The organism is Thalassobacter sp. HA4-2, from assembly GCF_055693705.1.
In genome coordinates this window covers 1,303,493-1,316,976 of record NZ_JBVFUK010000001.1, presented here as the reverse complement: position 1 = coordinate 1,316,976, position 13,484 = coordinate 1,303,493, and the positions used below count along the sequence as shown (strand labels likewise).

Below are 13,484 nucleotides of genomic sequence, written 5' to 3'. Positions count from 1 at the left end.
GCCGCTAGCCGTAGTGATCCACCGGGGTGCCCGCGAGGGCGGCTATGTTCAGCAGCCCGCGCGCGGTGATCGAGGGGGTGACGATATGGGCCTTGTTGCCCATGCCCATCAGGATCGGCCCGACCTCCAGCCCCCCGGCGCGCGCCTTGAGGATGTTGCGCGCGGCCCCGGCCCCGTCCGTGCTGGCAAAGACCAGCACATTGGCCGGCCCCGTCAGGCGCGAACATGGCAGGTAGCGGGCCCGCAAGTCCGGGTCCAGCGCGCTGTCCACATGCATCTCGCCCTCGTATTCGAAATCGACACCGGAGGCGTCCAGCAGGGCCATGGCCTCGCGCATCACCCGGCCAGACCGGCTGTCGAGGTTGCCGAACTGACTGCCAGAGCACAGGGCGATCTTGGGCGCGACCCCGAACCGACGCACGTGGCGCGCGGCCCCGATGACTGTTTCCACGATCTGGGCCGGGGTAGGTTCGGCATGCACATGGGTGTCGGCGATGAACAGCGGGCCGTCTTCAAGGATCATCAGGCTAAGCGCGCCTACGGGATGAAGATCATTGGTTCCAAGCACTTGCTGGACATAGTTCAAGTGCCACAGGAACTGCCCGAAGGTGCCGCAAATCAGGCTGTCGGCATCACCGCGCTGCACCATCACCGCCCCAATGGCGGTGGTGTTGGTCCGCATGATCGCCCGGGCCAGATCCGGGGCGACCCCTTGGCGGGCCATCAGGGTGTGGTAAGTTTCCCAGTAGTCGCGGTAACGCGCGTCGCTTTGGGGGTTCACCACCTCGATGTTCTCGCCCGGGCGCAGGCTGAGCCCGGCCCGTTCCACCCGCGCATTGATCACGTCGGGCCGCCCGATCAGGATCGGCTGCTCGGTGGTTTCCTCCATCACCGCCTGGGCGGCGCGCAACACGCGCTCATCCTCCCCTTCGGCAAAGACAATGCGGCGGCTGGCCTGCCGGGCGGCGGCAAACACGGGGCGCATGATCATGGCGGATTTGAACACCGACCCGTCCAGCTGCGCCTTGTAGGCCTCCAGGTCCAGGGTCTTGGTCGCCACGCCCGATTCCATCGCCGCCTTGGCCACGGCACTGGCAACGACGCCCATCAGGCGCGGGTCAAAGGGTTTTGGGATCAGGTAATCCGCCCCGAAGGTCAGCTGTTCACCGGCGTAGGCCGCCGCCGCCTCGGCGCTGGTGGTGGCGCGGGCCATGGCGGCGATGCCTTCGACGCAGCCGATCTTCATGGCCTCGTTGATCTCGGTCGCGCCCACGTCCAGCGCGCCGCGGAAGATGAACGGGAAGCACAGCACGTTGTTGACTTGGTTGGGAAAGTCCGACCGCCCCGTGGCGATCAGGGCATCCGGGGCCACGGCCCGCACCGCATCGGGCAGGATTTCGGGCATGGGGTTGGCCAGGGCAAAGACAATCGGACGCGGGGCCATCTTGGCGACCATCTCGGGCTTCAGCACCCCGGGCCCCGACAGGCCCAGAAACAGATCCGCGCCGCCGATCACATCGTCCAGGGTCGCAGGGCGATCGCCTTGGGCATATTCGGCCTTTTGCGGGGTCATGGAGGCCTCGCGCCCATGATAGACCAGCCCGTCGATGTCGCACAGCCAGACATTCTCGCGCCGCACACCGAGGGCCAGCAGCATGTTCAGACAGGCGATGCCCGCCGCCCCGCCGCCCGTGGACACGACCTTGATATCGGCCCAGTCCTTGCCCACCACGCGCAGGGCGTTCAGGGCCGCGGCCCCCACCACAATCGCCGTGCCGTGCTGGTCGTCGTGGAACACGGGGATGTTCATCCGCTCTCGGCACAGCTTTTCGACGATGAAACAATCGGGGGCCTTGATGTCCTCAAGGTTGATGGCGCCAAAGGTCGGCTCCAGCGCGCAGACGATATCGGCCAGACGTTCGGGATCGCTTTCGTTCAACTCGATGTCGAAACAGTCGATGTTGGCGAATTTCTTGAACAGGACGGCCTTGCCCTCCATCACCGGTTTGCTGGCCAGCGCCCCGATGTTGCCCAGCCCCAGCACCGCCGAGCCGTTGGTGACCACGGCCACAAGGTTGCCGCGTGCGGTGTATTTGGCCGCGTCGGCGGGGTTGGCGACGATCTCGGTGCAGGCCTCGGCGACGCCCGGGGAATAGGCGCGGGCCAGATCGCGGCCGTTGGCCAGCGGCTTGGTGGCGCGGATCTCCAGCTTTCCGGGTTTGCCCTCGGCGTGATAATCCAGCGCCGCTTGGCGCAAATTCGTCTGTGCGTCGTCCATGGCCCGTGCCTCCCAGCAGATAGTTCAACGTTAAATCACTTGCGTTTCCTAAGGGAAACGTTGCCTGCGCACCAGATGGGTGTACGCGACCTCTCGCCCCACCCGGGCCTTGATCTTTTCGCCTTAAGCCATTGTAAAAATGCAAGAAAATTTAGCGCCGCGCTGATTTCATCGCAAATCGTCCAAGACTTTCTGCAAAAGCCGGCAAATCACACCCCGACCTTTGCCTAAAATTTGCCCAAATTTGCCGGTTTACTCTGGAAAACCGCGACCCAAAGGATCTTTGACATGTCTTTCGTACAATCCGACTCCGGTGCCGTTACGGTCGATTGGGTCGTTCTGACGGCCGCCCTTGTGGGCCTTGGCCTTGCGACACTGTCGACTGTGTCCAGCGGCGTCGAAGACACCACCACCGACATCAAGGACCAACTGTCGAGCCATCACATCATCAACTCCAGCTTCAACCACGCCCCCGAGGTCGGCAACATCATCATGATCGGTGATGGCGTCGACTATGAACTGTGCACCCCCACGCAGGCCTTTATCGAACCTCAACCCGGCGACACCGTGGTGTCGAGTTGCGATATCCAAAAGGCGGGCGCCACCTTTACCTACCAGATGTCGGACGGCACCGAATGGACCAAATCCATCGTGCACAACGGCGGCCAACCCTACCGCACCGAGGTGCACTACGACGGCTCCGAGCACACCATCGGCTTGAACAGTGAATGGGAGACCATCTGGACCGATGGCGATGGAAATGTCGTTGATGACCCACAGGGCTAAGTTTTTCACCTCCGACAGCGGCGCGGTCACGGTTGACTGGGTCGTGCTGACGGCCGCCCTTGTGGGGCTTGGCCTGGCCACGGCGGGCGTCGTGTCTGGCGGTCTGTCCGTACAGTCGGAGGCCATCACCACCCAGCTCAAACGCAACGGCATCGCCACCTCGTTTTACGGGGACGACGGGCCGACCTATCAGACCCTTGTGGATCACCGGCAGATGCAGATGTCCCTGGGCGGCACCGTCACCTTCCGCACCACGGGCGGGTCTGACGGCACGCCGGGGTATATCGAGCTTGTGGATGACGCAGGCGTTCTGGACATGTTGGATCTGGGCGTGGATTTCCAAGGCGATCAGACCGCGCTGATGGGCGACAGCATCACCTTTGATCTGGGTGTCTTTGCCGGGGGCAATCAATCCGCCCACGGCGCGACGGAACCCTTGTTTCAAATCACCGCCGGCAATGGCGATGTCCTGACCTACACCAGTGCCCAGACCCCGGGATCCGGGACATGGACCACCTTCAACGTCACCCTGACCGCAGACACCCCGGGCTGGACCCTGAACGGCGATCCGGTCACGGATGTGGCCATGGCGCAAGTGCTGGGCGACGTGGACACCTTCGAGATGCGGGGCGAGCATTTCCACGGCGACGAGACCATCGGCATCGACAACATGTATGTCACCCATCGCCGCACCGGTCTGGATTTCCGCGACCCCTAGGGACCTGCGTACAATCGCCCGCCAAGGGGTGCCAAACCCAAGCATGGCGTGCGGCGCAGCCGCTCCGTTTGGTCAGGTGAACTGTTCGCGCAGCAGACGTTCTTCCAGACCATGGCCCGGGTCGAACAACAGGCGGTGGGCGACCAAAGGCTCTGTGCGGACTTCGACGCGCACCACATCGCTGACCGATCCCGAATCCGTATCCGCCCGCACGGGGCGTTTGTCCGCGTCCAGCACGTCGAACCGCACCACCGCGCGTTTGGGCAGCAGCGCCCCGCGCCAGCGCCGGGGCCGGAATGCGGCCATCGCCGTCAGGGCCAGCACGTCCGCCCCAATGGGCAGGATCGGGCCGTGGGCGCTGTAGTTATAGGCCGTGGACCCCGCAGGCGTCGCCACCAGACAGCCGTCGCAGACCAATTCTTCCATACGCACGCGGCCATCCACACTGATCCGCAACTTGGCGGCTTGCGGCCCCTCGCGCAGCAGGGCCACCTCGTTGATCGCGAGCGCCGCAACCTCGCCCCCGTCCTTGTCCCAAGCGCGCATGGCCAGCGGGTTGGTCACCGCCTCCTCCGCCGCCTCCAGCCGCGCGACAAGACCGTCCAAGGCAAATTCGTTCATCAGAAAGCCCACCGTGCCCCGGTTCATCCCGTAGACCGGCGCGTCCAGCCCCATGGTGCCGTGCAGGGTTTCCAGCATGAACCCATCGCCCCCAAGCGCCACGATCACATCGGCGTCCGAGGGGGTGCTGGCCATAGCGCGCGGTCAGCGCGGCCAATGCCTCTTGGGCATCGGGGGCGTTGGAGGCCAGAAAACAGATGTTGCGGGCGGCTGGCATGGTGGTTTCCTTTCTGGCCTTCTACCCCGAGACCACAAACAGGCCAACCTGACAAGGAACTATGCGGGCCAGATTTTGCCCGGCCCCTTCCCAACTTTGGCCTCATTTGATGCCGATGAGTGGAAAAAACACAGGAGCCACACCATGAATGATATTCTGACATGCGAGAGCGGTGCCGTCACTGTGGACTGGGTCGTTCTGACGGCGGCCGTTGTGGGCCTCGGCCTTGCGGCAAACGTCGTGATCTCCGGGGGGTGGAGGACGTCTCGACGGACACAGCGAACGCGATGTCAAACCAGATCATCCTCACAAGTTTCGAGACGATGAACCATCGGGAGTTCTGCGGAACGGTGGAAACGATGTTCAACTCCAAGCCGGACAATGTTCACAATGCCTTCTCCTCCGGGCAAGAGCTGTGCAAGGGCATTATCGATGCCGCAAAAGATCGTACGGACGACTCGCTCATCAGCTCCTACAACTGGCAACTGACAACCGGCGTCCCGCGGTGGGAAAGCGAAAAGGCGCAGTTGAGCGCCCTTGACCCCAATACCGCCACCGCAGCCGATTTCACGGCCATCTTCGGCTTCTCCGAGCAACAGAACCAAGACGCAATCGACAGCCTGGGCGGCGACGCGGGGGCCTATATTACGTTCCTCCAAAACGAACGCGACCGTTTCATCGCGACTGTGGATGTCTATGAAAGCGAAATGATCGACCGCGGCTTGCTCTGACGCGGCGGCGTGTCGCGCACTTTGCATCCGGCGCGTTCCGATCCGCTCCGATTGCAGCCGAAAGTGACGCGTCACATGATTATCATGACGCTTTCCACCCTTCCCATGGCATAGGCCGGGCACTATACCGCGCTCAAGCCTAGTTGAGGAGACTGCCATGAATGCCCCGCACCGCACCCCCGGGTTCTTCACCACGCCCATTGCCGACAGCGACCCAGAGCTGTTTGCCGCCATGACGCACGAGCTGGGCCGCCAGCGCGACGAGATCGAGTTGATCGCCTCGGAAAACATCGTATCCCGCGCGGTGATGGAAGCCCAAGGCTCTGTCCTGACCAACAAATACGCCGAAGGCTATCCGGGTCGCCGCTACTACGGCGGGTGCCAATACGTGGACGTGGCCGAGAACCTTGCCATTGACCGGGCGAAAGATCTGTTCGGCTGCGGCTTTGCCAATGTACAGCCCAATTCTGGCTCTCAAGCCAACCAGGGTGTGTTTCAGGCGATCTTGAAACCCGGTGACACCATCCTTGGCATGTCCCTTGATGCAGGCGGGCACCTGACCCACGGCGCAAAGCCCAACCAGTCGGGCAAATGGTTCAACGCCGTGCAATACGGCGTGCGCGAGGATGACCTGCTGCTGGACTACGATCAGGTGGCAAGCTTAGCCGCCGAACACAAACCCCAGATGATCATCGCCGGCGGGTCCGCCATCCCCCGCGTCATCGACTTTGCGCGGATGCGCGAGATTGCCGACAGCGTGGGCGCCTTCCTTCTGGTGGACATGGCGCACTTTGCTGGTCTGGTGGCATCGGGCCACTACCCCTCGCCCTTCCCCCACGCCCATGCGGCCACCACGACGACGCATAAGACCCTGCGCGGCCCCCGCGGCGGCATGATCCTGACCAATGACGAGACGCTGGCCAAGAAATTCAACTCCGCCATCTTCCCCGGCATCCAGGGCGGGCCGCTGATGCATGTCATCGCCGGCAAGGCCGTGGCCTTTGGCGAGGCGTTGCAGCCGGGCTTCAAGGACTACCAGACTCAAGTGATCGCCAACGCCCAGGCCCTGGCCGATCAGTTGCACAAGGGCGGCCTTGATATCGTCACGGGGGGCACCGACACGCACCTGATGCTGGTGGACCTGCGCCCGGCGGGCGTGAAGGGCAACGCCACCGAGAAGGCTTTGGGCCGCGCGCACATCACCTGCAACAAGAACGGCATCCCGTTTGACACTGAAAGCCCCATGGTCACCAGCGGTATCCGCCTTGGGTCCCCCGCAGGGACCACACGCGGGTTCGGGGAACCTGAGTTCCGCGAAATCGGGGACCTGATCGTGGAGGTCGTAAACGGCCTTGCCGCCAATGGCGAGGACGGCAACGCCGAGGTGGAGGCATCGGTCCGCGCCCGCGTGCAAGCGATGTGCGACCGCTTCCCCATCTACCCCGATCTGTAGGGGGCGGTGGGACAAGTCCCACCCTACTGATCCGCGCCCCGGCCCGACGGTCGGGGCGTTTTTAATTGAGTGTAACACCGTCCAAAGTTATGACGTGAACACCGCAAAACAAACCCCCGGCATGTCTACACCTCTAAGTCTGGCGCACCTGACATTCATCGGCTAGAAGGAGCACTCCACAAATGCCTTTGACTGCAAAGCAAATTTCGCAATTTCGCAAAAACTTGATGGCCTTGGCTCCGCCAGACACGGTGGTGCAGAATTTTGATAAACTCGTGGGCCTAAGCGTAGACTTTGAGACGGAGGACCGGCTTGAAGACCTGTTGCGCGATGTCTGCCGATCAGACAATTGGACTGTTCCTTGGGAAACTGAGGATACGAAGCTGACGTTCCGCGCATCAAAATTACGTCCCAAAAACGCAGAGTACAAAAGCGATGCGGGAGGCGAGAATACTCCGGCCGAAGAACAGTGCTACCGACGTGGTTACGATCATGGCTTGCACGCTGCACGCGCGCTGCTCCAACACAACGCAAAGGCCTGCGATCAATTAGATGAACTTGCGCAAAACGTGAACCGCTGGCGTCGGGCTGAACTGCACCCGCGCAATGCAATTGATTGGGGTGATCCAGTCGCACAAGAGTACCCTTGCAAGATACGCTCAACCGCACGCCGATCTGGTCTCAATCCTAAACGTCGATTTGAAGTGTTAGAACGAGATAGTCGCAGGTGCGTGATCTGCGGCATCTCGGCAAAGCAAAACGGCGTTTTGGAGGTCGATCACATTGTGCCGGTTTCAAAAGGTGGCACAGATGACTTGGACAACCTTCAAACACTCTGTTTCGATTGCAATCGCGGGAAAGGTGCGGATGTGCGCCCACCTGTTTTACTCTAATAGCACTCGGTGCCCTGAAGACGTTCCGCTAACGCACCCTGCCTATCCTATTTGAACACGCCGCGCCCCATAATCCGCTTTTGAGCCCAAAGCCCCCCGTGCATCTACGGGGGTGTACAGGAGGTGTACGGGGGTGTACCCCTGTTGCGACGCAAACCTTTGGGGCGAGGACGGCATGAATGCAGCGCAATGGGCAGCGGGTCTGGGGCTTTTGGTGCTGAGCGCTTGCGCCGAATTGCCCGATGTGGACGGCACCGTTTCCGCGCAGGCCCAGGATGCCCCCTACCCCGAACTGGTCGCCCTCCCCCCTTGCTGGCCACCCTGCCCGCCAGCACCGCGCAAACGCCCCCTCCCTCGCCGCCCGCGTCGCCCGGTTGCAGGCGCGCGCCGCGTGGTTGCGCAAACAGCAGCCGTGACCCCACGGGGTCGCATTGCAGCGCGCGCGGCCATGGGGTAAGGCAAGAGCCAACACCACCCCCCAACCGGAGAGACCGATATGACGAACACCTTGCGCCTTGGGATTGCAGGTCTGGGCACCGTGGGCATTGGCGTTGTGAAAATCGTTCAGGATCATGGGGATATGCTGGCCGCGCGCAGCGGCAAGCGGATCGCGATTTCGGCCGTGTCCGCCCGGACCAAGGGCCGCGACCGGGGTGTGGATCTGTCGGGCTACGCATGGGAAGACGACCCCGTAGCGCTCGCCAAACGCGACGACGTGGACCTGTTTGTCGAACTTATGGGCGGCACCGATGGCCCCGCCAAGGCCGCGACCGAGGCCGCCCTTGCGCGCGGTATCCCCGTTGTCACCGCCAACAAGGCGATGCTGGCGGTGCATGGCCAGCACCTTGCTGAATTGGCCGAGGAAAACGGAACGACCATCCGGTTCGAGGCGGCCGTGGCAGGCGGCATCCCGGTGATCAAATCCCTGACCGAGGGGCTGGCGGGCAACCGTATTACCCGGGTGGCGGGCGTGATGAACGGCACATGCAACTACATCCTGACGCGCATGGAAGGGGCCGGACTGACCTATGACGAGGCCTTTGCCGAGGCGGACGGTCTGGGCTACGTAGAGGCGGATCCAACCTTGGATGTGGGCGGCATCGACGCGGGCCACAAGCTGGCCCTGCTGTCGGCCATCGCCTTCGGAACGCAAGTCAATTTCGACGCCGTCACCCTGCAGGGCATCGACGCCGTGACCATCGAGGATATCACCCGCGCGGGCGACATGGGTTACCGGATCAAACTGTTGGGGGTGGCGCAGCTGACCGACGCAGGACTGGAGCAATCCATGACCCCCTGCCTTGTCCCCGCCACGTCCCCGCTGGGACAGCTGGAGGGCGGCACCAACATGGTGGTGCTGGAAGGCGACGCCGTGGGACAGATCGTGCTGCGCGGTGCCGGGGCTGGCGAAGGGCCTACGGCCAGCGCTGTGATGGGCGATGTATGCGACCTTGCCCGCGGGCTGTCCTTGCCGGTGTTCGGTGTACCCGCCGCAGACCTGACCCCTATGTCCACCGCCACCAGCCAGACCGCCAGTGCCTACTACCTGCGCCTGCACCTGCACGACCAACCCGGGGCGCTGGCCTCTGTTGCGACGGTGCTGGGGGAGGCCGGGATCTCTATCGACCGGATGCGCCAATACGGGCACGAAGAACCCACCGCCCCCGTGCTAATCGTCACGCATCCTTGCGCACCAACCGATCTGGCCGCAGCGCTCGACGTGCTGTCAGGCCGCGCCGAAGTGGCGGACACCCCAGTCGCATTGAAAATTCAAAACGTCTGATCAAGGCGTGACACCAAAGGAAGACCCCATGGCCAAGACCGATTTCAACGACCGCATGCTCTCTCTTGGTTTGGCCCGCGTGGCGGAACAAGCCGCCATCGCCAGCGCCGAACTGATCGGACGCGGGGACGAGAAGGCCGCCGATCAGGCCGCCGTGAACGCCATGCGCGAACAGCTCAACAAGCTCGACATCGCGGGCGTCGTCGTCATCGGGGAGGGAGAGCGGGACGAGGCCCCCATGCTGTTCATCGGCGAAGAGGTGGGCACCGGCAACGGCCCCGGCGTGGACATCGCCCTTGACCCGCTGGAGGGCACAACACTGACCGCCAAGGACATGCCCAACGCGCTGACCGTGATCGCCATGGGGCCCCGCGGGTCCATGCTGCATGCGCCCGACACCTACATGGACAAGCTGGCCATTGGCCCGGGCTATCCCACGGATGTGGTCAGCCTTGAAATGACCCCCACCCAACGGATCGAGGCGCTGGCCAAAGCCAAGGGCGGCAAGCCGTCGGACATCACCGTCTGCATTCTGGAACGCCCCCGGCACGAGGACATGATTGCCGAGGTGCGCGCCACCGGTGCCGCCATCCGCCTGATCACCGATGGGGACGTGGCGGGTGTGATGCACTGCGCCGAACCGGCCATCACCGGCATTGATATGTACATGGGCCAAGGCGGCGCGCCCGAGGGCGTTTTGGCGGCCGCCGCGCTGAAATGCATGGGTGGACAGATGTGGGGCCGCCCCGTCTTTCGCAACGACGACGAACGGGCCCGCGCGGCCAAGATCGGGATCACCGATTTCGACAAGATCTACAGCCGGGACGAGATGGTGACGCAAGATGTGATCTTTGCCGCCACCGGCGTCACGGACGGCTCCATCGTGCGGGGCATCAAGCGCGAGGTCGGCTATCTAACCACCGAGACGATCCTCATGCGCTCCAAGACCGGATCCGTGCGGCGCATGACCTACCGCAACCCCGTGTGATGACGCACGTTCTTGGCGTTGACGCATCGGCCACGGGGCGGGCCTGGGTCGGGTTGACCGACGAACAGGACCGCGCCGCCGAGGCTTTGCGCCAAGTCACCGACCTGCCCCACGCCCTGTGCCGTCACCTCGCCCGGCGCGGGGTCGACGCGTCAGAGGTGGAGGCGTTTCTGGAGCCCAAGCTGCGCGACCTGCTGCCCGATCCGCGCACCCTGCGCGACATGGAGGCTGCAGCCGCCCGCCTTGTGGAGGCCGCGCAAAAGGGTCAACGCATTGCAATCTTTGCCGATTATGACGTGGACGGCGGGTCGTCTGCGGCGCTGCTGATCTGGTGGTTGCGGGCGCTGGATCGCCAAGCGACGCTCTATGTGCCCGACCGTATCGACGAAGGCTACGGCCCCAACCCCGAGGCGATCGGCCAACTGGCCCGCGACCACGACCTGATCCTATGCGTGGATTGCGGCACCCTGTCCCACGAGGCGTTGGCGGCGGCCACGGGGCTGGCGGATGTCGTCGTGCTGGACCACCACCTTGGCGGCGAGACACTGCCCCCCGCGCTGGCCGTGGTAAACCCCAACCGACAGGACGAGACGGGCGATCTGGGCCACCTGTGCGCCGCGGCGGTGGTGTTCCTGTGTTTGGTCGAGGCGGGCCGCCAGATGCGCGCGGCGGGCGCACGCGGGCCGGACCTGATGGCGATGCTGGATCTGGTGGCGCTGGCCACCGTGGCGGATGTGGCCCCCCTGACCGGCGTGAACCGCGCGCTGGTGCGCCAAGGCCTGACCGTCATGGCCCGGCGTGCCCGCCCCGGCCTGACCGCCCTTTCGGACGCGGCACGCATGGACACGGCCCCGACCCCCTATCATCTTGGGTTCCTTCTGGGCCCACGGGTCAACGCAGGCGGGCGCATCGGGGCAGCGGACCTTGGAGCGCGTCTGCTGTCCACCGCCGATCCGCACGAGGCGGCGGCACTGGCCGAACGGCTGGATGTACTGAACACAGAACGCCGGGACATCGAGGCGCGGGTCCGCGACGCGGCCCTCGCACAGGCCGAGGCACGCGGGCTGGACGCGCCCCTTGTCTGGGCCGCAGGGGATGGCTGGCACCCGGGCGTGGTCGGCATCGTCGCCAGCCGCTTGAAAGAGGCCACAAATCGCCCCGCTGTCGTCATCGGCATGGCGGACGGCGAAGGCAAGGGCTCTGGCCGGTCCATCGCAGGCGTGGACCTTGGGGCCAGCATCCAGCGCCTCGCCGCCGAGGGGCTGTTGATCAAAGGCGGGGGGCACCGTATGGCGGCCGGCCTGACCGTGGCCGAGGGCAAGCTGGAGGCCGCAATGGACCGACTGGCCGACCTTCTGGCCCGACAGGGCGCCGGGGACGCGGGACCGTCCGACCTGCGGCTGGATGGCGTGCTAATGCCCGGGGCCATCACCCCAGACCTGATCACCCAGCTTGAGCTTGCAGGCCCCTTCGGCCAAGGCGCCCGCGCCCCCCGCTTTGCCATTCCCGACGTGCGGGTCAAATTCGCCAAACCCGTGGGCCAAGGCCACCTGAAGCTGACCCTATCGGACGGTGGCCCAACCCGGCTGGACGCCATCGCCTTTGGCGCTGCCGACAATGGAATCGCTGCGGCTGTGGGGGCTGCCAAGGGCGCGCCCATGCACTTTGCCGGGCGACTAGAGATCAACACATGGGGCGGTCGCCAGACCCCGCAACTGCGCGTTGAAGACGCCAGCGTGGCCTAAACGGACGGATTGGACGACCGGGCCGAAGCGGTTCAGAAAAACCGCATCAGGGTGATTTTTCCCTTGCAGCAGCAGGCCGCTTTCCTTAATCACCCCCTCACAGAGTGGCCCGTTCGTCTATCGGTTAGGACGCCAGGTTTTCAACCTGGAAAGAGGGGTTCGATTCCCCTACGGGCTGCCACTTTCGAAACATTGCCATAGCGCACTCTGACCTTGGGTTCGGCGCGAAGTGCGGCAGCGTTCGGCATCTGCCCGCGGACGGGACGCGCGCGGGCAGGTTTATGCGTGGGTCAGCACATGGCCGTCGGTGCTAGAGATATGCGGCGATTTGATCTTTCAACTGCATCCGTTCCCGGCGCATTTGTGTCTCGGCACTGTCCGCCACAGGCTCCACCCCGGTTTCGGTCCGATGGATCGCCCGGTTCACGGTATGATACGCCTCTGCCAGTTTTGCGAAATGCGCGTCACTGGTTTTCAGATCACTGATCTTGGCAACCGCCTGCGGAAATTCCTCGTGGAGTTCGTGCGGTGTGTGCGACATGGTAGCCCTCTCTGATTGGTTATGCCTAAGGCTGCCACGCCGGGACAGGCCGTGCTTTGACGGACATCAAATGACACGTTTTTTAGGCAAGTTATCTGCGCGCGGGACGCCAACCGGCTTGGCGCGCCTCGGCTTCGCTGCAGAACCAACGCTCGCCCCGTGCGGGATTGATACGGGTGGCGGCATAATCCCGCTGCCCGGGGCGGTGATAGATGCGGCCGCCGCTGCTGATGTTGCCCTTAATCGCGCAAGCCGCGTCGGGCGCGGGGGTCCCTGCCCGGCGTTTGGCGGCGCGGTGCAAGGCCGGGTCAGTTCCCGAGAAAGCCCATAGCCCCCGTTCCAGCAGGATCGCTGCCTTTTCCTCGGTCGCATAGGTCTGGCTGTCGCGATATGTGCGCGCAAACCCTTCGGAGACCAGAAAAGCACCCAGATCCTGTCCGTTGACCGTACAAGTTGCCAGCGGGCGACCATAGCCGCCCCGGCGGGTCCAGTGGCACGTCGCTTGGCTGCCATCGAACAGGTTTTGCACATGACGCATGACCCATTGGCCGCAGGGGAAAGATGTGCCCTGATCTGTCAGGCAGGTCTGGTCCCGTTCATAGGCGTCGATACCGGCCAGGCGCAGGCTTTCACCGCCATTGATCCGCACGTTGTCACCATCCCCAAAGGTTAACACCCCGGTAACGGTTTCCGCCTGCGCGGTTCCAACAAAAAGTAAAAAAAGCAGCAC

12 protein-coding genes, 1 tRNA gene and 1 pseudogene are annotated in these 13,484 nt (G+C 63.9%); 10 read left to right on the top strand and 4 right to left on the bottom strand.

Going from position 1 to position 13,484, the window contains the following annotated elements:
• Positions 1-4: 4 nt before the first annotated feature.
• Complete coding sequence (locus tag ACZ1G0_RS06730; protein WP_472736241.1) at positions 5-2,278, bottom strand: NADP-dependent malic enzyme; 2,274 nt, start codon at positions 2,276-2,278, stop codon at positions 5-7.
• 288 nt (positions 2,279-2,566) lie between these two features.
• On the opposite strand from ACZ1G0_RS06730, the gene ACZ1G0_RS06725 reads away from it, so the two are divergent.
• Complete coding sequence (locus ACZ1G0_RS06725; protein ID WP_472736240.1) at positions 2,567-3,064, top strand: hypothetical protein; 498 nt, start codon at positions 2,567-2,569, stop codon at positions 3,062-3,064.
• Positions 3,039-3,782: a laminin B domain-containing protein gene (locus tag ACZ1G0_RS06720; protein ID WP_472736239.1), complete on the top strand. Its 744-nt coding sequence runs from the start codon at positions 3,039-3,041 to the stop codon at positions 3,780-3,782. The genes ACZ1G0_RS06725 and ACZ1G0_RS06720 overlap by 26 nt, the downstream gene beginning before the upstream one ends.
• A 72-nt stretch (positions 3,783-3,854) precedes the next feature.
• Here the strand turns inward: ACZ1G0_RS06720 and ACZ1G0_RS06715 are convergent.
• Positions 3,855-4,620: pseudogene (locus ACZ1G0_RS06715) on the bottom strand (NAD kinase).
• Between the two features lie 144 nt (positions 4,621-4,764).
• Between ACZ1G0_RS06715 and ACZ1G0_RS06710 the strand changes: the two are divergent.
• The 8 genes from ACZ1G0_RS06710 (at position 4,765) to ACZ1G0_RS06675 (ending at position 12,394) form a co-directional block, all read left to right on the top strand.
• Positions 4,765-4,947: a hypothetical protein gene (locus tag ACZ1G0_RS06710; RefSeq protein WP_472736238.1), complete on the top strand. Its 183-nt coding sequence runs from the start codon at positions 4,765-4,767 to the stop codon at positions 4,945-4,947.
• Positions 4,908-5,351, top strand: a complete 444-nt coding sequence (locus ACZ1G0_RS06705) for a hypothetical protein (protein WP_472737835.1) — start codon at positions 4,908-4,910, stop codon at positions 5,349-5,351. The genes ACZ1G0_RS06710 and ACZ1G0_RS06705 overlap by 40 nt, the downstream gene beginning before the upstream one ends.
• Positions 5,352-5,508: 157 nt before the next feature.
• Positions 5,509-6,804 (top strand): serine hydroxymethyltransferase, encoded by a 1,296-nt coding sequence (gene glyA, locus ACZ1G0_RS06700; RefSeq protein ID WP_472736237.1) that lies wholly within the window; start codon positions 5,509-5,511, stop codon positions 6,802-6,804.
• A 182-nt stretch (positions 6,805-6,986) separates the two neighbouring features.
• Complete coding sequence (locus ACZ1G0_RS06695; protein ID WP_472736236.1) at positions 6,987-7,697, top strand: HNH endonuclease; 711 nt, start codon at positions 6,987-6,989, stop codon at positions 7,695-7,697.
• A 496-nt stretch (positions 7,698-8,193) separates the two neighbouring features.
• Positions 8,194-9,480 (top strand): homoserine dehydrogenase, encoded by a 1,287-nt coding sequence (locus tag ACZ1G0_RS06690; RefSeq protein ID WP_472736235.1) that lies wholly within the window; start codon positions 8,194-8,196, stop codon positions 9,478-9,480.
• Positions 9,481-9,508: 28 nt separating this feature from the next.
• Positions 9,509-10,468 (top strand): class II fructose-bisphosphatase, encoded by a 960-nt coding sequence (gene glpX / locus ACZ1G0_RS06685; protein WP_472736234.1) that lies wholly within the window; start codon positions 9,509-9,511, stop codon positions 10,466-10,468.
• A complete protein-coding gene (gene recJ, locus ACZ1G0_RS06680) occupies positions 10,468-12,213 on the top strand; it encodes a single-stranded-DNA-specific exonuclease RecJ (RefSeq protein ID WP_472736233.1) in 1,746 nt (581 codons plus the stop codon). Before glpX ends, recJ begins: the two co-directional genes overlap by 1 nt.
• A gap of 106 nt (positions 12,214-12,319) precedes the next feature.
• Positions 12,320-12,394 (top strand) — tRNA-Glu (locus ACZ1G0_RS06675).
• Between the two features lie 129 nt (positions 12,395-12,523).
• On the opposite strand, the gene ACZ1G0_RS06670 is transcribed toward ACZ1G0_RS06675, so the two are convergent.
• A complete protein-coding gene (locus tag ACZ1G0_RS06670; RefSeq protein ID WP_472736232.1) occupies positions 12,524-12,754 on the bottom strand; it encodes a YdcH family protein in 231 nt (76 codons plus the stop codon).
• 91 nt (positions 12,755-12,845) lie between these two features.
• The gene (locus tag ACZ1G0_RS06665) at positions 12,846-13,430 is read right to left on the bottom strand and encodes a thermonuclease family protein (RefSeq protein WP_472736231.1); all 585 of its coding nucleotides are present in this window, start codon (positions 13,428-13,430) and stop codon (positions 12,846-12,848) included.
• Between the last annotated feature and the right edge of the window lie 54 nt (positions 13,431-13,484).

Bases quoted from the DNA above. Each gene is read 5' to 3' on its own strand.
- ACZ1G0_RS06730 (WP_472736241.1), bottom strand. From the start codon at position 2,278: ATGGACGACGCACAGACGAATTTGCGCCAAGCGGCGCTGGATTATCAC.
- ACZ1G0_RS06725 (WP_472736240.1), top strand. From the start codon at position 2,567: ATGTCTTTCGTACAATCCGACTCCGGTGCCGTTACGGTCGATTGGGTC.
- ACZ1G0_RS06720 (WP_472736239.1), top strand. From the start codon at position 3,039: ATGTCGTTGATGACCCACAGGGCTAAGTTTTTCACCTCCGACAGCGGC.
- ACZ1G0_RS06710 (WP_472736238.1), top strand. From the start codon at position 4,765: ATGAATGATATTCTGACATGCGAGAGCGGTGCCGTCACTGTGGACTGG.
- ACZ1G0_RS06705 (WP_472737835.1), top strand. From the start codon at position 4,908: ATGTCAAACCAGATCATCCTCACAAGTTTCGAGACGATGAACCATCGG.
- glyA (WP_472736237.1), top strand. From the start codon at position 5,509: ATGAATGCCCCGCACCGCACCCCCGGGTTCTTCACCACGCCCATTGCC.
- ACZ1G0_RS06695 (WP_472736236.1), top strand. From the start codon at position 6,987: ATGCCTTTGACTGCAAAGCAAATTTCGCAATTTCGCAAAAACTTGATG.
- ACZ1G0_RS06690 (WP_472736235.1), top strand. From the start codon at position 8,194: ATGACGAACACCTTGCGCCTTGGGATTGCAGGTCTGGGCACCGTGGGC.
- glpX (WP_472736234.1), top strand. From the start codon at position 9,509: ATGGCCAAGACCGATTTCAACGACCGCATGCTCTCTCTTGGTTTGGCC.
- recJ (WP_472736233.1), top strand. From the start codon at position 10,468: ATGACGCACGTTCTTGGCGTTGACGCATCGGCCACGGGGCGGGCCTGG.
- ACZ1G0_RS06670 (WP_472736232.1), bottom strand. From the start codon at position 12,754: ATGTCGCACACACCGCACGAACTCCACGAGGAATTTCCGCAGGCGGTT.